Raw genomic sequence first — 26,085 nt, 5'->3', positions numbered from 1 at the left:
CACAGTGGCCGTTCGCATTCTGCATGCCCCGCGAAAGGACATCCCGTGGACCTGACCAACTCCTCCGCCATCGTCACCGGGGGCGCCTCCGGACTGGGCGCCGCCACCGCAGGCCTGCTGGCCTCCCGTGGGGTGAAGGTCATCGCCCTGGACCTGCCCGCTGGGATCGAGAAGGCCCCTCAGGTCGAGGGCATCACCTATGCCCCTGCCGACGTGACGAATGAGGAGCAGGTGCGTGACGTCGTCGGGAAGGCTGTCCAGGCAGCGCCGCTGCGACTGGCCGTGAACTGCGCGGGGATCGCCACCGCCTCCCGGATCCTGAGCAAGAAGGGAACCCATGACCTCGGACTGTTCGCCAAGGTCATCCAGGTCAACCTGATCGGCACCTTCACCGTGCTCACCCTGGCCGCGGAGGCGATGGCGCAGCAGGAGCCGCTGGATGCCGACGGGCAGCGCGGACTGATCATCAACACGGCGTCGGTGGCAGCGTTCGAGGGGCAGATCGGGCAGGCCGCTTACGCCGCCTCCAAGGGAGGGGTGCACTCCCTGACCATCTCCGCTGCGCGGGACCTGGCCCAGTCCGGCATCCGTGTCAACACCATCGCCCCCGGGATCGTGGAGACCCCCATGATGGCCGGCATCACCGAGGAGTACCGCGAGCGGCTGGCACAGGACGTGCCGTTCCCGCAGCGTCTGGCCCAGCCCGCCGAGTATGCGCAGCTGGTGGAGATGATCGCCGCACACGACTACATCAACGGCACCACCATCCGGATGGACGGCGCACTGCGGATGGCCCCGCGCTGATGTCTGCGGAGACGGGAGCCGCAGGAACGGCCTACATCGTGGACGCTGTGCGCACCCCCGTGGGGCGGCGCGGCAAGGGACTGTCCCAGGTGCACCCGCTGGACCTGGCGGCGGCACCATTGCGCGAGCTCGTGGAGCGTGTGGGCGTGGACTCGGCGGAGTACGACGAGGTCATTCTGGGATGCATCGACCAGTTGGGTCCCCAGGCCATGGACATCGCCCGCAACGCCTGGCTGGCCGCGGGCCTGTCCGAGCAGGTTCCCGGCACCACGGTGGATCGCCAGTGCGGGTCCGGCCAGCAGGCCGTGCACTACGCCGCCCAGGCGGTGATGAGCGGGACCTCTGACCTGGTGGTGGCCGGGGGAGTGCAGTCCATGTCCGCCCTGCCGCTGAGCCACTCCAACGTGGCCGCCGCCGAATTCGGCTTCCCGGACCCGTTCACCGGATCACAGGGCTGGTCCCAGCGGTACGGGGACCAGGAGATCTCCCAGTTCCGGGGTGCCGAGATGATGGCCGAGCGGTGGGGGTTCAGCCGGGAGGACCTGGAGGCCTTCGCTGTCCGATCCCACGAACGGGCGCTCGCCGCCCAGGCCGAGGGGCGGTTCGACCGGGAGATCCTGCCCCTGGCCGGGCTCAGCGCCGATGAGGGACCACGGGCTCCGGACCTCGAGAAGATCCGTTCCCTGGCACCGATCGTCGAGGGCGGACTGCACACGGCGGCCACCGCCTCGCAGATGTCCGACGGAGCCGCAGCCCTGCTGATCGCCTCCGAGGCCGCCGTGGAACGGCATGGGCTGACCCCGCGCGCGCGCATCCATCACCTCTCCGCGCGTGGGGACGATCCGGTGATGATGCTCTCGGCCCCGATCCGCGCCACGCGCCATGCACTGGACCGGGCCGGGATGAGCCTGGAGCAGATGGACCTGATCGAGATCAACGAGGCCTTCGCCGCCGTGGTGCTGGCCTGGCAGTCCGAGCTGGGAGCTGACCCGGAGAAGGTCAACGTCAACGGCGGAGCGATCGCCCTGGGCCACCCCATCGGTGCGACCGGCGCCCGGCTGATGACCTCCCTGCTGCATGAGCTGGAGCGGCGGGATGCCCGGTGGGGACTGCAGACCATGTGCGAGGGCGGCGGTCAGGCCAACGTGACGATCATCGAGCGCCTCGACCGGGTCTCCTGATGCACCCGGCCATCCTCGCCTGGGCCGAGGCCGACCGCCGGCTGGACCTGGAGGCCATGCGCGAGCAGCTGGCCGAGGACGTGCAGCTGGACTCTCCGCTGACGGACGCCTTCACCTTCACCGGTCCGGACCAGGTGATGGCGGTGATGGAGTCGGCGTTCGAGCTGCTCGAGCAGATCGAGATCCACAAGCTCACCGGTGCTGCGCGGACCTACGCCCTGTACGGGACGAGTCGTCTGCGGGGCAGGAACCTCGAGGAGATCCAGTGGCTGGAACTGAGTCCAACGGGAAGGATCCAGAAGATCACCCTGTTCATCCGGCCCGTGCCCGCCGCTGTCTCCCTGCTGGCATTGATCGGACCGGAGCTGGCCCGTCGTGGCGTGCTCACGCGCAGAGCGACCGTGGCCTCTCGGGCTGCAGCACCGATCGCCTCGGTGCTGCGCGCTGTGGAGACCTCGGTCATGCCCCGTCTGCGCCGCCCCGGCGTCACGGGTGGGCCGCACCGGACGGACTGAACCGACGTGCTTGGCCGCTCAGGCCAGCCAGGCCCGCGCGGCCACGATAATCGCCTCGGCGCCGGCCTGCAGAGTCGGCCCGGGCTCCGGTGCGAAGTAGGGGGAGTGGTTCGCGGGAACCCGGCTCCTTCGGTGACCCGGCTGCGGCACACTCGCCCCGGACGATCCGATCGATGGCGGCCAGCACCTGGGCTTCGGTCTCCTCGCTGTACGTGCGCAGGTTCAGTTCCATCACGGCTCGGTCGGCGATGATGTTCGACTGCGTGCCGGCGATGATCTGACCGACCGTGACCACGGCGAACTCACCCGGAGGCAGCTCGCGGGAGACGATCGTCTGCAGTCGACCCACGATCGCCGCCGCCAGCACCACCGGATCCACCGTCAGGTGCGGTGCCGATCCGTGGCCGCCTTCACCGTGCACCGTGATCCTCAGGTTCGCCGCCGTGGAGTAGAACGGGCCGGGCCGCACGCCCAGCTGACCGGCGGGCAGAGCCAGCACATGCTGGGCGAAGGCGATGTCCGGACGGGGCGCCAGCTCCGTCAGCCCGGCGTCCACCATGGACTGCGCACCGGCGCCCTGCTCCTCGGCCGGCTGGAACAGGGCGATGAAGGTGCCCGCCCACTGATCGCGGTGGTCGGACATCCACTGTGCCGCCGAGATCAGGGCCGCCACGTGCACGTCATGCCCGCAGCCGTGCATCACGTGCACCTGCTCGCCACCAGGCCCCGCGGGCCGTCTGGGTGCTGGCGTAGTCCAGCCCGGTCTGCTCCTGCAGGGGCAGGGCGTCCATGTCCGCTCGGACCAGGACCACCGGTCCCTCACCCTGGGAGAGGACCCCCACCACGCCGGTGGTCCCCACGTTCTTGTGCACCTCGAACCCGGCCTCCCGCAACGCCTCCGCCGCGATCCCCGCTGTCCGGGTCTCCTGGTGGCTCAGCTCCGGGTGGGCGTGCAGGTCCTGATAGAGCTCCAGCTGGCGTTCAGCGAGCTCGGGAACGCCGGCCAGGGGAGTGCGGTCGGTGCGTGAGGAATCGTTCATGGAACTCACCCTAGAGACCACGGAACCCCTCGCTGGGACTGGCCGGCCGTCGTCGGGAAGGGAGAGACTGGATACATGGACGCACTCGACCTGCTCAACGACCTGGCCCAACGCCCCCTGGACGCCCTGGGGTACGTGCAGGACCGGTTGGATCCCCGCCGCCTGAACGCCCACCCGGGAGGACACCCGAACTCGCCGGCGTGGCTGCTCTGGCATGCCGCGCGGGAGATCGACGTCCAGGTGGCCCACCTCTCCGGACGAGACCAGGTGTGGACGGCCCAGGGGTTCGACGAGCGCTTCGGTCTGGAGGTGGACCCGGACGACCTCGGCTACGGCCACACCCCCGAGCAGTCACGCGCCGTCACCGTCTCCGAGGATGCCGCCGGTCTGCAGCTGCTGCAGGACCACCTGGCCGCCGTGGTGGCACATGCCCAGGAGTACATCGGAACCCTCAAGGAGACCGACCTGGACGAGGTCATCGACCGCAGCTGGGATCCACCGGTCACCCGGGGCGTGCGCCTGGTCAGCGTGTTCGACGACGCCGCCCAGCACGTGGGCCAGGTCGCCTATGTGATGGGGATGGGCAGGGGCGACTGAATGAGGGCAGGTCAGCTGTAGGCGGCGCGGTGGCGCAGGTGAGTCTGCGGCACTACGCTCAGAGCACGGCATCATCATGACGCGACGCCGTGGACCTGACCACGCCCTCCAGGAGGAACCATGACCTCGATCCCCGACCAGCTGCGCTACAGCTCCGAGCACGAGTGGATCAGCGCTCCGGATGCGGACGGCGTGGTGCGCGTGGGCATCACCGACTACGCCCAGGACGCCCTGGGGGACGTGGTCTACGTGGACCTGCCCGAGGTCGGGGCCGAGGTCACCGCGAACTCCGTGGTGGGCGAGATCGAGTCCACCAAGTCCGTGAGCGACATCTACGCCCCCGTCAGCGGCACCGTGCGCGCCCGCAACGAGGACCTGGACGGCGAGCCCGGTGTGGTCAACTCTGCGCCGTACGAGGCCGGATGGCTGCTGGAGATCACCCTGTCAGACCCGTCTGAGATGGACGGTCTGCTCGACGCCGCAGGCTACCGCGACCAGGTAGGCTAGTCGGGCCGACGCGCACGGGTTTTCGCCCCGGCGTGTCCCCTGCATCGGACGGGCTTCTGAGTCCGCCCACGAACACCTCGGAGGAGTCATGCCACAGGACGGAACCCCCCACCCGGGCGAGCAGCATCAGTGGGAGTCGGACCCGGCCACGGCGACCACCAGCATCGGCCTGCCTGACCTGGGCGATGCCCCGGTCGGCGAGCACCAGCTGGACGAGGACAACCGCGCCGCGGTCAACGCCCTGCCGATCGGCTCCGGGCTGCTGGTGGCACACGCCGGTCCCAACCAGGGAGCCCGGTTCCTGCTGGATCAGGACGTCACCACCGTGGGCCGGCACCCCAACGCCGACATCTTCCTGGACGATGTCACCGTCTCCCGGAAGCATGCCGAGTTCCGCCGCTCCGGCACCGGGTTCCTGGTCGCGGACGCCGGCTCGCTGAACGGCACCTACGTTAATCACGATCGAGTGGACTCCGTGGTCCTGCGTTCGGGCATGGAGGTCCAGATCGGCAAATTCCGCCTGACCTACTACGCCGGGACCCAGCACACCACTGCCTGACGGTCTCGGGTCCGCCCGTTCCGCCCGTCACTGTCCGCCCGTCGTCCACAGCTGAGGTTCACGTGGTCTCATCCGCTTCGTCCGCATCATCTGCATCGTCTGCCCGACTCCCTCTGGCCGCCGCCTCGGCCGCCGGGGGAGCCGGTCGGCGTGCCGTGATGAACATCGGCGAGGTCCTGGGCGAGCTGCAGCAGGACTTCCCCCAGGTGACCGCCTCCAAGATCCGGTTCCTGGAGGAGAAGGGGCTGGTCACTCCGCAGCGCACCGCCGCCGGGTACCGCAAATATACGGATGCCGACGTGGACCGGCTCCGGTTCATCCTCGCCCTGCAGCGGGACCAGTACCTGCCCCTGAAGGTCATCAAGGACTACCTGGACGCCGTGGACCGAGGGGAGCATCCGGAGTCCCTGCCGGGCGGGCTCACGCTCTCGCCCCGCTCGGTCTCGGACCAGCTCGCCCAGGAGATCGCCGGTCACATCCGTCCGCTGACCCGGGCCGAGCTGCAGGGCATCTCCGGAGCCGGCGGTGACCTGCTGGACTCCTTAGAGCAGTTCGGGATGATCCAGGCTGATGAGGACGGCCGTTATGGCGACCATGCCCTCAAAGCAGCGCGCGCCGCCGTCGTGCTCTCCTCCCACGGGCTGGAGCCGCGTCACCTGCGCCCCTTCCGTGCTGCGGCCGATCGAGAGATCGGCCTGGTGGAGCAGGCCACCGCAGCCATGGCCACCCGCCGCGATGCCGCAGCCCGCGCCCGCGTGGCCGAGGCAGCCCGTGAGATCAGCGAGGCCTGCCTGGGGCTGCACAGCGCCCTGGTGGGCGCCGCGATCGCCGACCTGGACACCTGACCGTCCGTCACCGACCACCTCAACCCTGCGGAGGCATCCATGAGTCTTCCCGACATCGAGATGACCGTGCTGGGCATCCGTGTGGAGCTGCCGGCCAACCAGCCGCTCGTGTTGCTGCAGGACCCGGGCGTGGGCACTGTGGTCCCCATCTGGATCGGCGCCCCGGAGGCCAGTGCGATCGCCCAGTGGCAGCAGGGCCTGATCCCGCCCCGACCCCTCACCCATGATCTGGTGCTGTCTGTCTTGGAGGGTGCCGGGACGAGCCTGGAGTCCGTGCGCATCACCTCGGTGGACGAGGCGGTCTTCCACGCCGAGCTGGTCCTGTCGAATGGCTCCCGCGTGGATGCCCGTGCCTCGGACGCCATCGCCTGTGCACTGCGGGCCCAGGTCCCGGTGCTCTGCGCTGCGGAGGTGCTCGAGTCCGCCGGAGTCGAGCTGGACGAGGATGGCGAGGAGGACGATGAGCCAGCCGTGACCGGGTCCGGTGCGCAGGCGACGGCGCCATCCGGCGCAGGATCTCCCGACGACGGCCCGGCCGGTGAGGCGTCGAGGCAGGCCCAGCCGGGCCCTAGGGATCGGCTGCAGGACCAGGAGCTGGACGAGTTCCGCAGGTTTCTCGAATCCGTGGATCCCGATGACTTCGCCGACGGTGAGAAGGGTCAGGGATGACGCGGTTCATCTCCCGAAGCGGAGCGACACGATGGATCCGTCGCCACTCAGGTCTTTGACCCAGGGCCTCCACGGGCCTACCGTCTGTGTCAGAGGTTCCACTCTGTCAGCCGGTTCGACTCGCACCGGCGGTCTCTGTGGTGCAGGTGAAAATCTGCTCCATGCGGTCCGCCAGAGCCATCTGACGACTTCCTTCCCCAGATGGAACCCCAGACCAGGAGGGTATCTGTGACACCCAAGGGAGAGTCCGGTCAGACGCCGGCTTCACCGCGTGAGATCGTGACGCGCCCGGGACAGGGAGTGCTGTTCACCGAAGATCTGCCGGTGCTCGACGAAGAGGCCGGCTACCGCGGACCTACGGCCTGCAAGGCCGCCGGGATCACCTACCGCCAGCTGGACTACTGGGCACGCACGGACCTGGTGGTTCCCACCGTCCGTGGCGCGAGCGGATCCGGTTCCCAGCGTCTCTACTCCTTCCGCGACATCCTGGTCCTGAAGGTCGTCAAGCGTCTGCTGGACACCGGAGTCTCCCTGCAGCAGATCCGCTCCGCCGTGGAGCATCTGCGTGAGCGCGGTGTCGAGGACCTGGCCCAGATCACCCTGATGAGTGACGGCGCGTCAGTGTACGAGTGCACGTCTGCCGATGAGGTGATCGACCTGGTCCAGGGTGGCCAGGGCGTCTTCGGCATCGCCGTGGGACGGGTCTGGCGCGAGGTCGAGGGCACACTCGCAGAACTGCCGAGCGAGCACATGCCCTCTGCAGAGGACTTCCCGGGAGACGAGCTCTCCGCTCGCCGCGCCCGGCGCCGCTCCGCCTCCTGAGTCAGGAGCCGCGGCGCGCGCTGCGGCGGTCGGTCTGCGGCCGGTGGATGGTGGCCAGCAGCTCATCGAACAACGCCGAGGACTGTGCCGCGGTCTCGCCCGGCCAGGCGTGGACAGGCCAGGCCGCACCCTGGATCTGCTGCCAGTTGCTCTGCTCCACCAGGTGGACGGGAAGCAGTCGATCGCCGAACATGCGCTCCATCTCGCCCAGTCGGAACTGATGCTCCGTACTGGAGGGGCGGACCCGGTTGGCCACCACTCCAGTGGCACGCACTCCTTGGGCATACTCCTTGCGGAACAGGTCGAGTGCGCGCAGGGTGCGCTCGGTCCCGGCCACCGAGAAGAGGCTCGGCTCCGCCACCAACAGCACATCGGAGGAGGCCGTCCAGGCCATGCGGGTGACGCCGTTCAGAGCCGGAGGGCAGTCGACGAGCACCAGCGCGTAGCGGGTCACCGTGTCCAGCAGGGAGGCCAAGCGGCGCAGCTCGCGCGGCCGGGTGGACGGACGCTCGAACAGCGAGGTGCGCGAGGAGCCGCGCACCACATCCAGCACACGCCCGGAGCCGGCCTCCGCACCACGAGGCTCAGGCCAGCCTGAGGGAACCACGTGCTCGGAGAGCGTGTAGCGGCGCGGATGGCTGAGCAGGGTGCCCAGATCCTGGACGCCGGACTCCTGTGACACTCCGAGTCCGGTGGTGGCGTCTCCATGCGGGTCCATGTCCACCACGAGGGTGGGGATGCCGGCGGCGCGTGCCGCGGAGGCCAGTCCCAGCGTCACCGACGTCTTGCCGACGCCGCCCTTGAGGCTGGAGATGGAGATGATCTGCACGGAGGATGATCCTGACTCTGGAGGGGTGACGGCCAGAGGCCATTCTACGGGGCCGAACGGACAGGCCAGCCTGTCAGACTCCGGTGCATCCGGGCGGGCCAGGCAGAGGGAGGCGCGACTGGCTGGAGGATCGATCGCGATCTCGGTGTCTGTGATCGATCTCATATGACCAGGATGTCGCGTGTGACACACTCGGAGATGATGGGAGCCACACAGGCGTGGCTCCTTCCCGTCATGCCCTTCACCCCACACCGGACGAAGGGACTGGACACGTCCGGTGGACACTCACCGGCGTCAAGGAGGCACTGTGACCACAGCCCAGGAAACGCCCCAGTCGGAGACCCCCGGGGGACAGCAAGAGAACGATGACCGCGGGCTCGGGCAGGGCATGTTCCGCAAGGTCCTGGTGGCCAATCGTGGTGAGATCGCAGTGCGAGCCTTCCGTGCCCTGTACGAGCTCGGCGCCAAGACGGTGGCCGTCTTTCCGTATGAGGACCGCAACTCCATCCATCGGCAGAAGGCGGACGAGGCCTATCGCATCGGTGAGAAGGGGCACCCGGTCCGGGCGTACCTGGATGTGGAGGAGATCATCCGGGTGGCGGTGGAGGCGGGGTGCGATGCCATCTACCCGGGATATGGATTCCTCTCAGAGAACGCCGGGCTGGCCCGTGCCGCGGCGGAGAAGGGGATCACCTTCGTCGGTCCGCCTTCGGATGTGCTGGAGCTGACCGGGAACAAGGTGGAGGCGCTCCGGGCCGCCAAGCGCGCGGGCATCCCCACGCTGAAGTCCTCCGAGCCCAGCGCGGACATCGACTGGTTGGTGGGAGAGGCCGAGAAGATCGGCTTCCCGATCTTCGTCAAGGCCGTGGCCGGGGGAGGCGGGCGTGGCATGCGCCGGGTCGAAGAGGCCTCAGCGCTGAAGGAGGCCCTCTCTGCGGCGATGCGGGAGGCTGAGACGGCCTTCGGTGATCCGACGGTGTTCCTGGAGCAGGCGGTGCTGCGGCCTCGCCACATCGAGGTCCAGATCCTGGCCGATGGGCAGGGCAATGTGGTGCACCTGTTCGAGCGCGACTGCTCCCTGCAGCGTCGTCATCAGAAGGTCGTGGAGATCGCTCCGGCCCCGAACCTGGATGATTCCATCCGGCAGGCGCTGTACCGGGATGCGGTGAAGTTCGCCCAGGAGATGGGTTATCAGAATGCCGGAACCGTGGAGTTCCTGGTGGACACCGCCGGTGAGCGTGCCGGTGAGCATGTGTTCATCGAGATGAATCCGCGCATCCAGGTCGAGCACACGGTGACCGAGGAGGTCACCGACATCGATCTGGTCTCGGCCCAGCTGCGCATCGCAGCAGGACAGTCCTTGGAGCAGATCGGGATCTCTCAGAACCGGCTGACCCTGCGTGGTGCTGCTCTGCAGTGCCGGATCACCACGGAGGATCCGGCCAACGGTTTCCGTCCGGACACCGGCACGGTCACGGCCTATCGGTCCGCTGGCGGTTCCGGGGTGCGTCTGGACGGCGGAACCGTGTACACCGGGGCGGAGATCAGCCCTCACTTCGACAGCATGCTGGTCAAGCTCACCTGCCGCGGCCGGGACTATCCGACGGCGGTGCGGAGGGCCCGCCGTGCGCTGGCGGAGTTCCGCATTCGCGGAGTGGCCACCAACATCCCGTTCCTGATGAACGTGCTGGACTCACCCGAGTTCATCGCCGCGGATGTGGCCACGGACTTCATCGATGCCCACCCGGAACTGGCCCAGGTCAACCGCAGTCAGGACCGCGGTTCTCGTGCCCTGCAGTATCTGGCCGATGTCACCGTCAACCAGCCCAACGGGCCCCGGGTGGAGGGAATCGATCCCCGAACCAAGCTGCCCCGGTACCCCGGGGACAAGACGGATGAGCCCGATCGCAGCCCCTTCGACGGCCCCTCCCAGGCCGCCCCGCCGGCAGGGTGGCGTCAGGTGCTGCTGGAGCAGGGCCCGGAGGGCTTCGCCCGCGCCCTGCGCGAGCAGACGGCTCTGGCCGTCACGGACACCACCTTCCGCGACGCCCACCAGTCGCTGCTGGCCACCCGCGTGCGCACCCGTGATCTGCTGGCCGCCGCACCGGCGGTGGCCCACACCCTGCCGGGACTGCTCTCGGTGGAGGCCTGGGGAGGGGCCACCTATGACGTGGCTCTGCGCTTCTTGGGCGAGGACCCGTGGGAGCGTTTGGAGCGCCTGCATGCCGAGCTGCCCAACATCCCGATCCAGATGCTGCTGCGCGGACGCAACACCGTGGGGTACACCCCCTACCCGGTCGAGGTCACCCAGGCCTTCGTCGAGGAGGCCGCCGCCACGGGGGTGGACATCTTCCGGATCTTCGACGCCCTGAACGACGTCTCTCAGATCACTCCGGCCATCGAGGCCGTCCGGTCCACGGGCACTGCGGTGGCGGAGGCCGCCCTGTGCTACACCGGGAATCTGCTGGACCCGGACGAGACCCTGTACACCCTGGACTACTACCTGGACCTGGCCCGGCAGATGGTGGACGCCGGTGCGCACGTGCTGGCGATTAAGGACATGGCCGGGCTGCTGCGTCCGCGTGCGGCGACCGAACTGGTCGGGGCACTGCGCGCCGAGTTCGACCTGCCGGTCCACCTGCACACCCATGACACGGCCGGAGGGCAGCTGGCCACCCTGCTGGCCGCCGCTGACGCCGGTGTGGATGCCGTGGACACCGCTGTGGCCTCGATGGCCGGCACCACCAGTCAGGTGCCGATGTCTGCCCTGGTCGCGGCACTGGAGCACACCGAGCGGGACACCGGACTGGGATTGGACGCCGCCGCGGGCCTGGAGCCGTACTGGGAGACCGTGCGCACCATCTACGCACCCTTTGAGTCCGGCCTGCCCGCCCCCACCGGACGGGTCTACCAGCACGAGATCCCGGGAGGGCAGCTCTCCAATCTGCGCCAGCAGGCCATCGCCCTGGGCCTGGGGGAGAAGTTCGAGGCGATCGAGCAGATGTATGCCGCCGCCAACCGGATGCTGGGCAACATCGTCAAGGTGACCCCCAGCTCCAAGGTGGTCGGCGACCTGGCCCTGCAGTTGGTGGGCATGGACGTGGACCCCGCCCAGTTCGAGGCCGAACCCCAGGACTTCGACTTGCCGGACTCGGTCATCGGATTCCTCTCCGGCGAACTGGGCGATCCTCCCGGCGGCTGGCCGGAGCCCTTCCGCTCCAAGGCCCTGCAGGGGCGCACCGTCAAGGTGGCCGAGCAGCAGATCGAGGATGAGGACCGGGCTGCGCTGACAGCGGCGGGACATGAACGTCGCTCCACGTTGAACCGACTGCTCTTCCCCGGGCCCACCCAGGACTTCGAGTCCAACCGTGAGGAGTACGGTGACACCTCCGTGCTCCACACCCGCGACTGGCTCTATGGACTGGTCCGTGGCCATGAGCACGTGATCTCGCTGGGCAAGGGCGTCCGCCTGCTCACCACCCTGCAGACCGTGAGCGAGCCGGACGAGAAGGGCATGCGCACCGTGATGGTGACCCTGAACGGGCAGGCCCGCCAGATCACCGTCCGAGATCGCTCCGTGGAGTCCACCGCACGCACGGCGGAGAAGGCCGACACCTCCCAGAAGGGCCAGATCCCTGCGCCCTTCGCCGGCGTCGTGACCGTCACCGTGTCCGAGGGGGACACCGTAGAGGCCGGACAGGCCATCGCCACCATCGAGGCGATGAAGATGGAGGCCTCCATCACCACCCCGGTGGCTGGCACCGTCTCCCGCGTGGTGCTCTCCGGGGCCACCGCCGTCGAGGGCGGTGACCTGCTGGCCGTCGTGGAGTGATCATGCACACTGCCGGATGAGGAGTGGGTGCCCACTAGGGTTGACCTATGAGCACCCACTCCTTCGATCTGGCGATCATCGGCTCCGGTTCCGGCAACTCTCTGGTCACTCCCCACTGGGACGACCGCCGGGTGGCGATCTTCGAGGCAGGGGTCTTCGGCGGCACCTGCTTGAACCGAGGCTGCATCCCCACCAAGATGTACGCCTACCCTGCACAGTTGGCCGCCTCACCGGCAGAGGCGGCTCGGCTGGGGGTGGACCTGCGCTACCAGGGAACGGACTGGACGGCGCTGCGCGACCGGATCTTCAGCCGGATCGACGCCATCTCCCGCGGTGGACGGACGTACCGGGCGGAGACCCTGGAGAACACCACCCTGTTCGAGGACGAGGTCCGCTTCGCTGACCAGCACACTCTGGTCACCGCCTCCGGCGAACGGATCCAGGCCGAACAGATCGTGGTCGCGGCAGGATCGCGTCCCCGCCTGCCCCAGGTGCCGGGCATCGAGCTGCCGCAGGTGCACACCTCGGACACGATCATGCGCATCGCCCGACTGCCAGAACGCCTGGTGGTCGTCGGCGGTGGGTACATCGCCGCCGAGTTCGCCTCGGTGTTCTCCGCACTGGGGACCACCGTCGTGCAGGTCAACCGCTCGGAGCGGCTGCTGCGCCATCATGATGAGACCATCTCCGAGCGGTTCACCCAGCAGGCCCGCAGTCAGTGGGAGCTCAAGACGGGGTGGGAGCTGGCCGGCGTGGAGGACGGCCCGGACGGGTGGGTCTCTGTGCAGTTCACCGGTCCCACGAACACCGGGTTCAGCGTAGACGCCGACGCCGTGCTGGTGGCCACCGGGCGGATCCCGAACAGTGACCGGCTGGACCCGGAGGCCGCCGCCCTGGACCTGCACGAGGACGGACGCCTGGTGGTGGATGAGTATCAGCGGATCCTCTCCGGCGGCGAGCCCGTCCCCGGGCTGTGGGCGCTGGGTGACATCTCCAGCCCATGGCAGCTCAAGCACGTGGCCAACCACGAACAGCGCCTGGTCTCCCACAATCTGGAGCACCCGGAGGACCTGCGGCGCAATGACCTCGGTCCGGTGCCCGCCGCGGTCTTCGCCCGGCCGGAAGTGGCCTCGGTGGGGCTGACCGAGGCTCAGGCCCTGGAGCAGTTCGGGGCTGACCGGATCACGGTGAAGGTCCAGGGCATGGGGGACGTCGCCTACGGGTGGGCCATGGAGGACAGCCAGGGTCTGTGCAAGATCATCGCCGACCGCCAGGACGGGACGCTGCTCGGCGCGCACCTGATCGGCCACGACGCCTCGAACCTGATCCAGCCCCTGGTCCAGGCGATGAGCTTCGGGCTGACCGCGCACCAGATGGCCCGCGGACAGTACTGGCCCCACCCGGCGCTGTCCGAGGTGGTCGAGAACGCCCTGCTGGGGCTGGCGGTTCCGGACAGCGGGCTGCTCTGAACCACCGGCACGACGACGGCCCCGCACCGATGGCCATCTGGTCACCGAGGCGGGGCCGTCCTGGTGGAGCGTGGAGCCCTCAGTCGCGGCTCACTGCGGCTTGGGCGCGCTGTAAATCTCCTCGACCAGGTCCTTGAAGTCCTCCATGACCACGTTGCGCTTGAGCTTGAGCGAGGGCGTCATCTGACCGGACTCCACGGTGAAGTCCACCGGCGCGATCCGGAAGGCGCGCACGGACTCGGCCTTGGACACGGACTGGTTGGCCTTGTCGATCACCGACTGCACGTGGTCCTTGACGGCCTGGTTCTCGGCCAGCTCCTCCACCGGGGTGTCCGCCGGGATCCCGTGCTGCTGCAACCATCCGCCGATCGTCTCGCCGTCCAGGGTGACCAGGGCCGCCACGAACGGTCGGTTGTCGCCGACCACCATGACCTGGGAGATGATGGCGTCGGCGCGGATCTGGTCCTCGAGCTGGGCCGGGGCCACGTTCTTGCCGCTGGCGGTGACGATCAGCTCCTTCTTGCGCCCGGTGATGGTCAGGAAACCGTCCTCGTCCAGCGAGCCGATGTCACCGGTGTGGAACCAGCCGTCCACGATCTCCTTCTCGGTGACGTCCGGACGGTTGTGATAGCCGCGCATCAGGCACACGCCGCGAGACAGGACCTCGCCGTCCTCGGCGATCTTGACGCCGTTGCCGGGAATGGGCCGACCCACCGTGCCGATCTTGACCTTGGAGGGGCTGTTCACGGTGACAGGGGCGGTGGTCTCGGTCAGTCCGTAGCCCTCCATGATGTCCACGCCGATGCCGCGGAAGAAGTGCCCCAGGCGCGCGCCCAGGGGGCCACCGCCGGAGACCGCGTGGGTGACCTTGCCGCCCATGGCCTCCCGGATCTTTCCGTAGAGCAGCTTCTCGAACAGAGCGTGCTTGAGCTTCAGACCCAGCGGGATCTTCCCGTCCTGCAGGGCAGTGGAGTAGTCGATGGCCGTCTGGGCGCCAGCTGCGAAGATCTTGCCCTTGCCGCCGGCCTCGGCCTTCATCATGGCCGAGTTGTAGACCTTCTCGAACACGCGCGGCACCGCCAGCAGGAAGGAGGGCTGGTAGGACTGCAGGTCCGGCACCAGCTGCTTCACATCCGCTGTGTGGCCCACCTTGGCACCGGCGGCGACCGAGAGGATGGCGATGAACCGGGCGAACACGTGCGCCAGCGGGATGAACAGCACGGTGCTCGAGCCCTGATGGATCGCCTTGTTCAGGTCGCTGTTGATGGTCTGCAGGCTCAGCTCCACGAAGTTGCCGTGGGTCAGCTCGCAGCCCTTGGGCTTGCCGGTGGTCCCGGAGGTGTAGATGATGGTGGCCAGGTCGTCCAGGCCGGCCTGGGCCCGGCGAGAGTCCATCTCGGCCTCATCCGGGCCGTTCTGGGCCTGCGCACGCAGGTCGTCCAGGCCGCCCTCGTCCATGCTCCAGGTGCCCAGCAGGGGCTCGAGCTTCTCCTGACGCACGGCGGTGTCCACGATCTTGCGGTGCCGGGGGTTCTCCAGGATGACCGCACGGACATCGGCATCGGAGACGATCCAGGCGACCTGGCTGGGGGAGGAGGTCTCATAGATCGGCACCGTCACGGCTCCGGCGTACCAGATCGCGAAGTCCATCAGTGTCCACTCGTAGCGCGTGGCGGCCATGATGCCCACGCGGTCGCCGACGTTGATGCCGATCGCGGCCAGACCTCGGGCCAGGGTCTTCACATCGGCCTGGAACTCCTCTGCGGAGACATCGGTCCACTCTCCCTCGGTGAGCTGACGGCCGAAGAGGGGACGGCGGCGGTCCTCCTGGACCTGAGTCTCCAACAGGTCGGTGATGTTCATGTCCCGGGGGACGTCCACCACAGGCGGGACGATGATTTCCTTCACGGTGCGGCTCCTCAGTCTGACGGTTGCCCAGGTCATGGCAGAGTGGATCTGCAGGCGCAGGAGGCCTGCTCGGCAGGGGGGTGCCGGGTTCACTCACACTACCTGGTCTGTTCCTACGGGTGTGTGCTGCACCACACTCTACTGGCCGGTAACTAGCGGTGCCACCGCGACGCACGGAAGTGATCACCCTGTGACCAGAACAGCGCCACCGCACGGACCGGGTCCCATCCCGGACCGTGGCATCGCCGCCGCGGCGATCGGGCTCGATGTCGGAGGGGGGTCCATCAAAGTCGGGGCCGTCCTGCAGGACGCGGCAGGCCGACTCCACGCCGCCCACCGCTGGCCAGGTCTGGAGCACCTGGAACCACGGCGGGTGGGTCATCGTTCCCTCGGGCTCTCCGACGCCACCGACCTCGACCAGCTGTGCTCCACCACAGCACAGCGGATGGCGGCTGAGCTGGAGCGCTGCATCCCCCCGGTTCCGATCGGGTGGGGAGTGGCGGCCGCCGCCTGGATCCGTCCCGACGACGGCCACAGCGTCTTCAGTCCCCACTTGACTGCGTGGCGGAATCACCCGGTGCGCGCAGCACTCACCACAGTGGTCACCTCCCAGCCCGGGCCACTGAGGACCGCCCCGGCTGTGGCGAATGACGCGGACGCCGCAGCCTGGGCCGAGGCACGGCTCGGAGCAGGGGCCGACCCGCTTCCGCACCACGGCACCAGGCCGAGTCGTCTGGTGTTCGTGGCCATCGGCACCGGAATCGGTGGCGCGCTGATCCGAGACGGCGTGCTGGAGACCGGTGCCCACGGCATGGCGGGGGAGTACGGCCACATGACTCTGGACCCCTCAGGTCCGCCGTGTGCCTGCGGCGGAGCCGGCTGCTGGGAGACACTGGTCTCGGCCTCAGCCCTGGCTCACCGAGCTGGACGCACCTCAGCTCGGTCCGTCCTCGATGATGCTCTCGCGGGTGACCGGCGGTGTGAAGAGGCCCTGGTTGAGACCGGCCGGTGGCTGGGCAGGGGACTGTCGGTGCTGACCGCGGCCCTGGACCCGGATCTGCTGGTGATCGGCGGCGGAGTCTCCGTGGGAGGCGAACTGCTGCTGGGGCCGGCTCGGACCGAACTGGAGCGTCTTCTTCCCGGTCGCCGTCACCGCAGCGCACCAGCCGTGGTGGGCGCCCGCCTGGGCAATGATGCCGGGTGGCTGGGAGCCGCCGGGCTGGCGTTCAGACCCGAGCGCCGTCGTCGGGACCCTGATCTCGGCGATCCCTCTCCTGCGGAAGGGTGAGGAACAGACCTGCCGCACCGGCCACGAAGACGGCGATCAGCACCCCGACCATCACGGCCGGCATGCCTCGCCAGAGGACCGACGCCAGCAGCAGCACGGCCGGTGCACCGGCCACGGCCACCATGCTCAGCACCACCGCAGGACGTCCCGACCCCAGTGCGGGGGGATCCGGCGGCACGAAGTCACCGGTGTCCTCTTCCACCGCATAGTCACGTGGTCCCCAGGAGCGCGGGGTCGGCACCGGGCCGGCCGCGGCTTCCGTGGAGTCATCCAGGGTGATCCCCGAGCTGCCCCTGGCGTCTTGCCAGGGGCCGAACCCTGCCACGATCTGCTCGAACTGGCGGTCCACCTCCTCCGGTGTGGGACCCTCCGGGCGCTCGCTCATGCTCTGGGCCCCTGGTCCGCGCGGTGCGCACGTGTGCCAAGCAGTCCGGCGATGAACCGCACGGACTCCTCGTGGATCAGCGGCGCATCCCAGTCCAGGGTGGCCACGTGGAAGGAGTTGTACAGCGGGCGCACCGTCAGCAGCCCGGGACTCAGGCCCTGGCCCAGAGCGGTGATGGAACGTGCGGGCACCACATGATCCGTCCGCGAGGCGAAGGCCAGGACGGGGGAGTCGATCCGGGGCAGGCCGCGCCGTACAGCGGCCTGGATCCGGCCTAGCTGCGCCACTGCGGCCACTGGTGTGCGGCGGTAGGCGTGCTCGCTCACACCGGGCCGGACCAGGTCATCGGCGATCGGGGCGACCGAACGCACCAGATGCTTCAGGGCCGGAGCCAGAGGCGCCAGCGGTGAGGCGAAGCGCAGGCCGGGATTGACCACCACCGCGGCGGTGACCGGTCGATGTGCGGCGGCATCCAGAGCCAGGGCGCCGCCCATGGAGAGTCCAGCCACCGCCACGTCCTCGTGGACACGCAGCAGTTCATCCACCGTGCTGCGCGCTGCGGTCCGCAGGTCCTCGGCGCTCACCGACTCCAGGTCCTCCCAGCGTGTCCCGTGACCGGGCAGCAGGGGGACCTCCACACGGGCTCCGGCCTCGGCCAGGGCCTGTGCCCAGGGAGCCACGGAGTGAGGGCCCGAGGTGAACCCGTGGAACAGGGCGACGGCGGCGCCGGCCAGCGGCATGCCAGCCTGGCCGCGCCGCTCGATCGGGGCGCCCGGGATGGAGAGTGGCTGTTGGCTGACAGGCATGGGCACAGCATAACGGGGTGCTCCGCGCGTGCACTGAAGTCCCTAGAATGTCCGTGGTCCGCCGCACGGACCGCCGCGCCCCCGCCTGAGAGGACTTCACCCGCCGTGTTCTACTGGTTCGCCAAGACCTTCGTGGTGGCACCTGTGACCCAACTGCTGTTCCGCCCCTGGGTGAAGGGGCTGGACAACATCCCCGAGCAGGGCGGGGCCATCCTGGCCAGCAACCATCTCTCGGTCTCCGACTCCATCTTCATGCCGGCCCAGCTCTCCCGTCAGGTGCACTTCCTGGCCAAGAAGGAGTACTTCACCGGCACCGGGGTCAAAGGAGCGCTCACCCGGAAGTTCTTCGAAGCCACCAACCAGCTGCCCATGGACCGTTCCGGCGGTACCGCCTCCCTGGCCTCGCTCCAGTCCGGCCTGGAGGTGCTGCAGGAGGGCGGTCTGCTCGGGATCTACCCGGAAGGCACCCGCAGCCCGGACGGGCGTCTCTACCGCGGCAAGCTGGGTGTGGCCAAGTTGGCCCTGGCAGCCCAGGTCCCGGTCATCCCCATCGCCATGATCGGCACGGACAAGGTCCAGCCGATCGGACGCACCATCCCCAACATCCGCCGCGTGGGCATGATCTTCGGTCAGCCGCTGGACTTCTCCGAGCACTACGGCAAGCTCGGTGACCGGTTCGTGGAACGCCAGGTCACTGACCAGGTGATGGAGGCCATCCGCCGGCTCTCCGGCCAGGAGTACGTGGACGTCTACGCCGCCACCGTGAAGAACGGGGGCGCCGGTGCGCCCACTGCCGTCGTCACCCCGCCGACCACGCCGCCGGCCACGGAGATGCCCGACGGCGACGCCGCGACTCCCAGCGCCGATGACCGGCCGTCGTCGTGACGGGTGTCACCTTCATGACGTGACCGGGCCGGTTCCGCGTCATGCGGGGGTCACGGGACACCCGGCACCTCGGCGATTCCGTAGCCTGGAGCGCATGATCTTCGACTTCACTGCAGACATCCAGGCCTTCGGCACCGCCACGTCCAACGGCGCCGCTGACTATCCCGGCCTGGACCAGTGGCGCGAGCTGCCCATCAGTCAGCAGCCGGCCTGGCAGGACCATCCGGCCTTCGACTCGGCCGTGGCCGAGCTCTCGGCCCTGCCCCCGCTGGTGTTCGCCGGCGAGGTGGATGTGCTGCGCCAGCGACTGGCCGCCGCCGCCAACGGTGAGGCCTTCCTGCTGCAGGGTGGGGACTGCGCCGAGACCTTCGCCGGGGCCACCGCCAACAAGATCAGTGCCCGGGTCAAGACCATCCTGCAGATGGCCGTGGTGCTCACCTACGGTGCCTCCCTGCCCGTGATCAAGATGGGCCGGATGGCCGGCCAGTTCGCCAAGCCCCGTTCCTCGGACACCGAGACCCGGGACGGCGTGAGCCTGCCCTCCTTCCGCGGGGAGATCGTCAACGGATTCGACTTCACCGAGGAGTCCCGCCGCCCCGATCCCCAGCGCATGGTCACCGCGTACCACACCTCCGCGGCCACCCTGAACCTGGTGCGCGCCTTCACCCAGGGCGGGTTCGCCGACCTGCGATCCGTGCACTCCTGGAACCAGGGCTTCACCCAGAACCCGGCTCACGTCCGCTACGAGGAGATGGCCGGGGAGATCGACCGGGCCGTGCGCTTCATGGATGCCGCCGGCGTGGACTTCGAGGCCCTGCGCCGCACCGAGTTCTTCGCCGCCCACGAGGCGCTGCTGCTGGACTACGAGCGGGCGCTGACCCGGCTGGACTCCCGCACCGGTCTGCCCTACTCCACCTCCGGCCACTTCCTGTGGATCGGAGAGCGTACCCGTGACCTGGACGGCGCCCACGTGGACTTCCTCTCCCGCGTGCGCAACCCGATCGGCGTGAAGCTGGGCCCCACCACCACGCCGGACGATGCCCTGGCCCTGATCGACAAGCTGGACCCCGAGCGTGAGGCGGGCCGACTGACCTTCATCTCGCGCATGGGCGCCGGGAAGATCCGCGAGGCCCTGCCGCCGCTGGTCGAAGCCGTCCGGGACTCCGGCGCCAAGGTGGTCTGGGTGACCGACCCCATGCACGGGAACACGGTCACCGCCCAGAACGGCTACAAGACCCGCCGCTTCGACGACGTCATGGACGAGGTCCGCGGCTTCTTCGAGGTCCACCGCGCGGCCGGGACCTTCCCGGGCGGACTGCACGTGGAGATGACCGGGGACGACGTGGCCGAGTGCCTGGGCGGATCCGATCCGGTGGACGAGGCGGCCTTCGCCGACCGTTACGAGTCGCTGTGCGACCCCCGGTTGAACCACCAGCAGTCCCTGGAGATGGCGTTCCTGGTCACTGAGGCGCTCTCCCACCCGGAGCGCTCAGCCCGCTGACGGAGTCCGTGCCGCCCGGCATCCACCGGGCGGCACGGCGGCGGGTCGGTCTGGACGGCTGTGCTCGGTCAGAAGACCAACAGGTGCACGGTGGAGCCCTCTTCGGCCTCCGTGCCGGCATCCGGGTTCTGCGACCGCACCCGGGATCCGTCACCGAAGACATCGCCCAGGATGGTGGTCTCCTCCACCTGGAAGCCAGCATCCTCCAGCAGCTGACGCGCCTGCTCCAGGTCCAGGTCAGTCAGATCAGGCACCTCGACCAGGCGCGGTCCCAGGGACTCGCTCACCTGGACCGTCTCGCCCGGGCGCAGCTGGCCCTCGGCCGGATCCTGCGCGCTGATCCGGCCAGCCTGCACCTCGGTGGAATGCTCCGAGCCGGCCACCTCCAGATCCAGTCCCAGCTGCTCCAGGGCCTGAGTGGCCTGGTCCACGGTCAGACCGGTCAGGTCGGGGACGGTCACCGGCTCGGGGCCGTCCGAGAGGACCACGGTGACCCGATGGTCCCGGCGCAGCTCGGCGCCCGGGGCGGGATCCTGATCGAGCACGAGTCCTTCGTCCACGGTGTCCGAGTGGGCGTGGGTGACGGCTCCGAGCCGCACCCCTGCTGAGCGGAGCCGTTGACCCGCCTGCTGCTGTGTCATCCCGGAGACATCCGGGACGGCGAACAGCTCAGGCCCCTGAGAGAGGGTCACCACCACTGTGGTCAAGCGGCGGACCTCCGTGCCGGCCACCGGGTCGGTCTCGATCACGCTGTCCTCGGCGACGAGATCGTGATGCGCTGCGGTGAGGGTGTAGCCCACCCCGAGGTCCTCCAGCTGCTGGACGGCGGAGACTCGGCTGTGCCCAGCGACATCCGGCACCGTCACGATCCCGCCGGGGCCGGAGCCGAAGTACCATCCCAGCAGAGACAGCAGGGCCGCGAGGATCAGCAGCACGGCTCCCCAGATCCACCACCGCCGAGGCGGGGTCCGGCCCAGGTCCTCCGTGGGGGTCCGCGCCGCCCGAGCCGCCTGGCGTCTCTGCTGCCGCGGTGTGGGAACCCGGTCCGCCCGACCGGTGGCAATGGGCAGCAGCGGCCCTGCGGGCGCACTGTCCTGGGTGCCGTCACCAGTGGCCTCGATGGGTGCGGACCGCGGGCTGTGCTCCGGACGCGCGGGCAGTGGCACGGTCCGTCCGTTCGGCTCCGCTGCAGGCCGAGGGATGGTCGTGGTGGTCTCAGGGTCCAGGGCGACGGTGGAATGCACACCGATCACCTCGGTCTGATCCGGGCCGAAGGCCTCGGTGCGGTCAGGGTCGTCGACCTCATCGAGGTCGTCATCGTCGCGGGGGTGAACCGGTGACGCGCCCAGGGCGACTGTGGTCGCCTCGCCGGCGGGGCCGTCGTCGGGAATCCCCGGAGAGGCCGGTGCGGTGGCGAGCACCGCACCCTCGAAGTCCAGGTCCTCATCGGCCAGGGCCATCCGGATCTGACGCAGCTCGGTGAGCAGAGCACCGGCATCCGCCGGTCGGTCCTGGGGCTCCTGGGCGGTGCACCACAGGACCAGCTCATCCAGATCCTCGGCCAGTCCTGGTGCGACCTCAGACGGCGCCGGGACCTGATCGTTGATGTGCTGGTAGGCCACCTGGATGGGGGAGGCGCCAGTGAAGGGCTGGCGCCCAGTGAGCATCTCGTAGAGCATGATGCCCACCGCATAGATGTCCGAGCGTTCATCCGCCGGAGAGCCCTTGACCAGCTCCGGGGAGATGTAGGCGACCGTTCCCACCAGGGTGGCGCCGGTGCCGGTGTGGTGCGTGGCCGCGCGGGCCAGGCCGAAGTCAGCGACTTTGATCCGGCCGTCCCGGGAGACCAGCACGTTCTCCGGCTTCATGTCCCGGTGCACGAGGCCGGCCGCATGGGCCGCCGCCAGTCCGTCCACGATCGCGTCCAGGTAGGCCAAGGCGATCCGAGGCGTCAGGGCCCCCTGCCGCTGGAGCACCGTGCGCAGGGTGTAGCCGGGCACATACTCCATGGCCAGGTAGGCGATCTCACTGTCCGAGCCGTCCGCGCGGTCCACACCCTGGTCCAGGACGTTGACCACATGCGGGTGCGAGAGCCGGGCGGCGGTCTTGGCCTCCAGTTCGAACCGGGCCACCAGTGCGGGGTCCTCGGCCAGGTGGGGGTAGAGCACCTTCAGTGCGACCTCACGGTCCAGGCGCAGGTCCACGGCGCGGTACACCGTGGACATGCCGCCACGGGCCAGCCGGGCGCGCACATCGTACCGTCCGTCCAGGACGGAACCGATCAGGGGGTCGGTCCGGTGTTCACTCACCGTTCCAGGGTAGACGGGCCGTCACGGCTGGACGGGGAGGCCGAACCGTCAGAACTGCTGCATGTAGCGCTTGACCTTGGCCACGTACTGCCGGGTGTCCGGGTACATGCCGTGGCGGCGCACGCCGGCCGCACCCTGGTAGTAGGAGGCGATGCCGATGTCCATGTTCGGGCTGGTGCGCTGCAGATGACGGATGATGGCCACCCCGGCGGTGACGTTGTCCTGGGGATCGAGCAGATTCAGCTTCCGCCCGACCATCTGGGAGGCCCATTCGCCCGAGGAGGGGATGACCTGCATGGTGCCGATCGCGTTGGCGGGGGAGACCGAGGCATGGTTCAGGCTGGACTCGGCCATGGCGTGTCCCAGCGCCAGCCGGGGGTCCACGCCCATCTTGCGCGCGGTGTCCCGGATCAGGGCCACGGTCTGTGCCCGCGATGGGATGGGGGAGTCCAGCAGGGCGCGCTTGTTCTGATTCGCCGAGGCGACCACATGGTCCGGATACCGGTAGTGGAGGAACGTGCTGGGGACCAGCTGCTCCTTCTGGGGCTTGCTCTTCGGCTTCGCGGACGAGGTGGAGGAGGCGCGTTCCACGGATGCTCCGCCGGAGAGTCGCAGCACCGTGCCCGGGTGGATGATCGCGGACCGCTTCAGACCGTTGGCCGAGAGTAGGTCCTGCAGGCGCATCCCGTGCCGAGAGGCGATGCCGGAGAGGGTGTCGCCGCGCTTGATCGTGTACGTGGCGGGCGCGGCGGCCTGAGGCGAGCGGGTCGTGGCGGCGGCTGCCTTGGCCGGAGAGGCCGCGGCCAGCTTCAGGACCTGGCCGGGACGGATCAGCGAGCTGCGGCCCAGGTCGTTGGCCGACTGCAGGGTCGCGACGCTGACGCCGTGCCGAGCGGCGATGTGCGACAGGGTGTCGCCCGCGCGCACCGTATGGGTCTTGACGGCGGCCTGGGTCGGCGCGGCGGCCGGCCTGCTCCGGTCGGTCTTCGTGGAGCCGCGGGTGGGCGCCGGCTCGGCCAGCTTCAGGACCTGACCGGGGTGGATGATCGAGGTCCGCTTCAGGCCGTTGGCCTTCATCAGGGTGCTCAGGCTCACGTCGGTCCGCAGGGCGATGTGCGAGAGGGTGTCCCCGCGTCGGACGGTGTACGTGGCTCCGCTGCGGGCCGTCGGCACGGGGAGCGCGGACAGGGCTCGCGGAGCGGACAGCTGCGAGGGGATGGAGCCACTGGTGTGGATGGTGTTCGAAGCCACGGTCCGGGGGGCCTGCGGTGCAGCCGCTGCCGGACCCGCCATGACAGCGGAGCCCAGGACGACCAGGGACAGGGTCGATCCGGCGACGGCCGTGGTGAGCAGGCGCGATGCACCCTGGGCGTGGTCAGTCATGTGGTTCCTCTGCGATGGGCGTCACTGTGTGGCTCGACCTGCTGTGGTCCCCGGCCCGCAGGGCTGATCCGGATCGGCGGATGATAACGGGGCATAACCCGGATTCTCCGCCGACACACACTGACTGTGATGTAAATGTGACGTAGGAGAACCTACCGGAGAGTTCGTCGCCATGCTCAGTCGGAAGATAACGATAAGGTCACAATCGGCGCGTCACGCGGCGTGTTGTCGTCATAGGATGCCGTGGGTGCCAGCTGGGCGGACGTCTGTCCGGAATCCTGCCGTGATCGATCTGTGACCGGTGAACATTATGGGTCGGTAGGCTGGAGGCGTGAGTCCTGAACAGAGCAGCGCAGCCGAACCAGTCCATCGAACCGCCGGTCCGGAGGGGGCGGAGACGCCTCTGGCCGACCTGGTCGGAGAGTGGGTCACTTTCCCGGACGTCGCCGAGCGGTGGGACATGCCTGTGACCCGGGTGCACAACCTGGTCGGGGACAGGAGGCTGTTGGCGGCGCGGATCGACGACGTCCGCTCCATCCCCGCCCTCCTGCTCGGCGAGGCAGGGCCCCTGGAGTCGTTGCGGGGAACGGCAATGGTCCTGCAGGACGCCGGGTTCACCGATGAGCAGGCTATCCGGTGGCTCTTCACCCCGGATGACACGCTTCCCGGCCGACCCATCGATGCCCTGAGGGACGGGCGCAAGACCGAGATCCGCCGCCGGGCCTCAGCCCTGGGCTGGTAGTCGCGTCTGCCCCTCGTCGCGGCGGTCAGTGCTGACGGCTCAGGATCCGCTGGGCCAGGTCGCTGAGTCCGTCGTGCACGGTGACAGGGACCTGCAGTTCCGACAGGGCCACCACGGCCTGGCCCCCGAGGTCGCTCACCTCCGCCTCCACGCGTGCGCGCGCACCGCTGTGCTCCAGGAGCTCCTGAAGCCGCGCGACCTGGTCGGCGCTGAGCTGTGGATCACCGAGCCGCGCATCGAGTTCGGCACCCTCGTCGGGGGAGAGCAGTTCCATGGCGTGGGCCACGAGTTCGGTGCGCTTGCCCTCCCGGAGATCATCCCCGGCCGGCTTGCCGGTCACCGCCGGGTCGCCGAACACTCCCAGCAGGTCGTCCTGCAGCTGGAAGGCCTCCCCCAGAGGAAGGGAGAAGGCATCATAGGCGCCCAGCAGTGCCGGCTCAGCGCCGGCGAGGATCCCGCCGAGGGCCAAAGGGTGCACGGTGGAGTAGTGGGCGGACTTGAACCGCAGGACCGTCCTGGCCCGATCCAGCGCGACCTGCGGATCCTGCGAGGGGATCTCCACTTCATCCAGCACATCCAGGTACTGGCCCACCATGACCTCGAACCGCATGGTGTTGAACCGGTCCCGTGCTGCAGGCCCGGTGCCCACGCTCTCGGCGGCCGCAGCGAAGAGCTCCTCGCTCAGGGCCAGGCAGAGGTCTCCGGTCAGGATGGCCGCGGCCACACCGAAGTGGGCGGGGTCCTGGCGCCAGCCTGAACGGCGATGCAGAGACTCGAAGGATCGGTGCACGCTCGGAGCGCCGCGGCGGGTGTCCGAGCGGTCCACCACGTCGTCGTGGATCAGTGCCGCCGCCTGGAACAACTCCAGTGCCACGGCCGCATCGAGGATCCCGGGATGATCGGGCTCGCCGCCGGCTCCCTGCCAGCCCCACCAGCACAGCAACGCCCTCATCCGCTTGCCGCCGGCCGAGAGCCGGGCGATGGACTCGACCATGGGCCGGGCTGAGGAGGAGATCGTCTCAGCTCGCTGCAGATGAACGTCGAGGACTTCCGCCAGGCGCCGTCCGACCGCCTCGACGAAGACGGCATCGGATGAGGTGCTCTGGGACTGCAGGGGGACGGGCACTGGTCTCCTCAGAGGTGGGGTGTACGTTGCCTCCAGCGTAGGCGAGACGCGCACGGTCGCCCACGAGTGTCCGGAGCGGGGCC

Annotated in this window: 24 protein-coding genes; 15 read left to right on the top strand and 9 right to left on the bottom strand. The window is 69.1% G+C overall.

The genetic code is table 11. From position 1 onward, the window contains the following. Window positions 1–45 precede the first annotated feature (45 nt). Genes ACEXHE_RS04150 through ACEXHE_RS04140 form a run of 3 tightly spaced genes read left to right on the top strand, consistent with a single transcriptional unit; the run spans window position 46 to window position 2,500 of the window. Complete coding sequence (locus ACEXHE_RS04150) at window positions 46–804, top strand: SDR family NAD(P)-dependent oxidoreductase (RefSeq protein WP_374784794.1); 759 nt, start codon at window positions 46–48, stop codon at window positions 802–804. Beyond that, complete coding sequence (locus tag ACEXHE_RS04145; protein WP_374784793.1) at window positions 804–1,985, top strand: acetyl-CoA C-acetyltransferase; 1,182 nt, start codon at window positions 804–806, stop codon at window positions 1,983–1,985. Before ACEXHE_RS04150 ends, ACEXHE_RS04145 begins: the two co-directional genes overlap by 1 nt. After that, window positions 1,985–2,500 carry a hypothetical protein gene (locus tag ACEXHE_RS04140; protein ID WP_374784792.1) on the top strand — a complete coding sequence of 172 codons (516 nt, stop codon included), beginning with the start codon at window positions 1,985–1,987 and terminating at the stop codon, window positions 2,498–2,500. Before ACEXHE_RS04145 ends, ACEXHE_RS04140 begins: the two co-directional genes overlap by 1 nt. Here the strand turns inward: ACEXHE_RS04140 and ACEXHE_RS04135 are convergent. Together ACEXHE_RS04135 and ACEXHE_RS04130 are read right to left on the bottom strand one after the other, a co-directional pair. Continuing rightward, window positions 2,472–3,200, bottom strand: a complete 729-nt coding sequence (locus ACEXHE_RS04135; RefSeq protein ID WP_374784860.1) for an amidohydrolase — start codon at window positions 3,198–3,200, stop codon at window positions 2,472–2,474. The two genes, ACEXHE_RS04140 and ACEXHE_RS04135, sit on opposite strands and share 29 nt — an antisense overlap. Continuing rightward, window positions 3,181–3,540 (bottom strand): hypothetical protein, encoded by a 360-nt coding sequence (locus tag ACEXHE_RS04130; protein WP_374784791.1) that lies wholly within the window; start codon window positions 3,538–3,540, stop codon window positions 3,181–3,183. Before ACEXHE_RS04130 ends, ACEXHE_RS04135 begins: the two co-directional genes overlap by 20 nt. A 75-nt stretch (window positions 3,541–3,615) precedes the next feature. On the opposite strand from ACEXHE_RS04130, the gene ACEXHE_RS04125 reads away from it, so the two are divergent. The 6 genes from ACEXHE_RS04125 to ACEXHE_RS04100 all read left to right on the top strand — a co-directional run bounded on the left by ACEXHE_RS04125 (window position 3,616) and on the right by ACEXHE_RS04100 (window position 7,539). Beyond that, entirely contained in the window at window positions 3,616–4,137 is a 522-nt protein-coding gene (locus tag ACEXHE_RS04125) for a DUF664 domain-containing protein (protein WP_374784790.1), read from the top strand. Window positions 4,138–4,257: 120 nt separating this feature from the next. After that, a complete protein-coding gene (gcvH, locus tag ACEXHE_RS04120) occupies window positions 4,258–4,644 on the top strand; it encodes a glycine cleavage system protein GcvH (protein ID WP_091696509.1) in 387 nt (128 codons plus the stop codon). 88 nt (window positions 4,645–4,732) lie between these two features. Beyond that, on the top strand, window positions 4,733–5,203 hold the full coding sequence (locus tag ACEXHE_RS04115; RefSeq protein ID WP_091696507.1) for an FHA domain-containing protein: 471 nt from the start codon (window positions 4,733–4,735) through the stop codon (window positions 5,201–5,203). Window positions 5,204–5,361: 158 nt separating this feature from the next. Further along, window positions 5,362–6,048: a MerR family transcriptional regulator gene (locus ACEXHE_RS04110; RefSeq protein ID WP_091696504.1), complete on the top strand. Its 687-nt coding sequence runs from the start codon at window positions 5,362–5,364 to the stop codon at window positions 6,046–6,048. Between the two features lie 39 nt (window positions 6,049–6,087). Then, a complete protein-coding gene (locus ACEXHE_RS04105) occupies window positions 6,088–6,717 on the top strand; it encodes a bifunctional nuclease family protein (protein ID WP_091696502.1) in 630 nt (209 codons plus the stop codon). Window positions 6,718–6,945: 228 nt separating this feature from the next. Continuing rightward, window positions 6,946–7,539 (top strand): MerR family transcriptional regulator, encoded by a 594-nt coding sequence (locus ACEXHE_RS04100; RefSeq protein ID WP_277244746.1) that lies wholly within the window; start codon window positions 6,946–6,948, stop codon window positions 7,537–7,539. A 1-nt stretch (window position 7,540) separates the two neighbouring features. Here ACEXHE_RS04100 and ACEXHE_RS04095 read toward each other — a convergent pair whose 3' ends face one another. Beyond that, window positions 7,541–8,368, bottom strand: a complete 828-nt coding sequence (locus ACEXHE_RS04095) for a ParA family protein (protein WP_374784789.1) — start codon at window positions 8,366–8,368, stop codon at window positions 7,541–7,543. A gap of 388 nt (window positions 8,369–8,756) precedes the next feature. Between ACEXHE_RS04095 and ACEXHE_RS04090 the strand changes: the two genes are divergently transcribed. Continuing rightward, window positions 8,757–12,200: a pyruvate carboxylase gene (locus ACEXHE_RS04090; protein WP_374784859.1), complete on the top strand. Its 3,444-nt coding sequence runs from the start codon at window positions 8,757–8,759 to the stop codon at window positions 12,198–12,200. 47 nt (window positions 12,201–12,247) lie between these two features. Then, the gene (locus tag ACEXHE_RS04085; RefSeq protein ID WP_374784788.1) at window positions 12,248–13,669 is read left to right on the top strand and encodes a mycothione reductase; all 1,422 of its coding nucleotides are present in this window, start codon (window positions 12,248–12,250) and stop codon (window positions 13,667–13,669) included. A 90-nt stretch (window positions 13,670–13,759) separates the two neighbouring features. Here the strand turns inward: ACEXHE_RS04085 and ACEXHE_RS04080 are convergent, their stop codons facing one another. After that, entirely contained in the window at window positions 13,760–15,577 is a 1,818-nt protein-coding gene (locus ACEXHE_RS04080) for an AMP-dependent synthetase/ligase (protein ID WP_374784787.1), read from the bottom strand. Between the two features lie 190 nt (window positions 15,578–15,767). Between ACEXHE_RS04080 and ACEXHE_RS04075 the strand changes: the two genes are divergently transcribed. Further along, window positions 15,768–16,865 (top strand): ROK family protein, encoded by a 1,098-nt coding sequence (locus ACEXHE_RS04075; protein ID WP_374784786.1) that lies wholly within the window; start codon window positions 15,768–15,770, stop codon window positions 16,863–16,865. Here ACEXHE_RS04075 and ACEXHE_RS04070 read toward each other — a convergent pair. Beyond that, window positions 16,804–17,250 carry a hypothetical protein gene (locus tag ACEXHE_RS04070; protein ID WP_374784785.1) on the bottom strand — a complete coding sequence of 149 codons (447 nt, stop codon included), beginning with the start codon at window positions 17,248–17,250 and terminating at the stop codon, window positions 16,804–16,806. The two genes, ACEXHE_RS04075 and ACEXHE_RS04070, sit on opposite strands and share 62 nt — an antisense overlap. Further along, window positions 17,247–18,056: an alpha/beta hydrolase gene (locus ACEXHE_RS04065; protein ID WP_374784784.1), complete on the bottom strand. Its 810-nt coding sequence runs from the start codon at window positions 18,054–18,056 to the stop codon at window positions 17,247–17,249. The genes ACEXHE_RS04070 and ACEXHE_RS04065 overlap by 4 nt, the downstream gene beginning before the upstream one ends. 105 nt (window positions 18,057–18,161) lie before the next feature. On the opposite strand from ACEXHE_RS04065, the gene ACEXHE_RS04060 reads away from it, so the two are divergent. After that, on the top strand, window positions 18,162–18,941 hold the full coding sequence (locus tag ACEXHE_RS04060; protein ID WP_374784783.1) for a lysophospholipid acyltransferase family protein: 780 nt from the start codon (window positions 18,162–18,164) through the stop codon (window positions 18,939–18,941). A 94-nt stretch (window positions 18,942–19,035) separates the two neighbouring features. Further along, window positions 19,036–20,442 carry a class II 3-deoxy-7-phosphoheptulonate synthase gene (locus ACEXHE_RS04055; RefSeq protein ID WP_374784782.1) on the top strand — a complete coding sequence of 469 codons (1,407 nt, stop codon included), beginning with the start codon at window positions 19,036–19,038 and terminating at the stop codon, window positions 20,440–20,442. 68 nt (window positions 20,443–20,510) lie between these two features. Here the strand turns inward: ACEXHE_RS04055 and ACEXHE_RS04050 are convergent, their stop codons facing one another. After that, window positions 20,511–22,751 carry a PASTA domain-containing protein gene (locus ACEXHE_RS04050; RefSeq protein WP_374784781.1) on the bottom strand — a complete coding sequence of 747 codons (2,241 nt, stop codon included), beginning with the start codon at window positions 22,749–22,751 and terminating at the stop codon, window positions 20,511–20,513. Between the two features lie 48 nt (window positions 22,752–22,799). Further along, window positions 22,800–24,134: a LysM peptidoglycan-binding domain-containing protein gene (locus tag ACEXHE_RS04045; protein WP_374784780.1), complete on the bottom strand. Its 1,335-nt coding sequence runs from the start codon at window positions 24,132–24,134 to the stop codon at window positions 22,800–22,802. Window positions 24,135–24,537: 403 nt separating this feature from the next. Here ACEXHE_RS04045 and ACEXHE_RS04040 point away from each other — a divergent pair, with 403 nt between their 5' ends. Beyond that, complete coding sequence (locus ACEXHE_RS04040; protein WP_260061820.1) at window positions 24,538–24,876, top strand: Rv2175c family DNA-binding protein; 339 nt, start codon at window positions 24,538–24,540, stop codon at window positions 24,874–24,876. 25 nt (window positions 24,877–24,901) lie between these two features. Here the strand turns inward: ACEXHE_RS04040 and ACEXHE_RS04035 are convergent, their stop codons facing one another. Further along, window positions 24,902–26,002, bottom strand: a complete 1,101-nt coding sequence (locus ACEXHE_RS04035) for a polyprenyl synthetase family protein (RefSeq protein ID WP_374784779.1) — start codon at window positions 26,000–26,002, stop codon at window positions 24,902–24,904. Window positions 26,003–26,085 lie beyond the last annotated feature (83 nt).

Origin of the sequence: Micrococcus sp. IITD107 (assembly GCF_041927415.1) — a bacterium.
Classification (GTDB): Bacteria; Actinomycetota; Actinomycetes; order Actinomycetales; family Micrococcaceae; genus Citricoccus; species Citricoccus terreus.
Note: the sequence above shows the minus strand (reverse complement) of the source record. Positions and strands in the feature narration are given on the sequence as shown.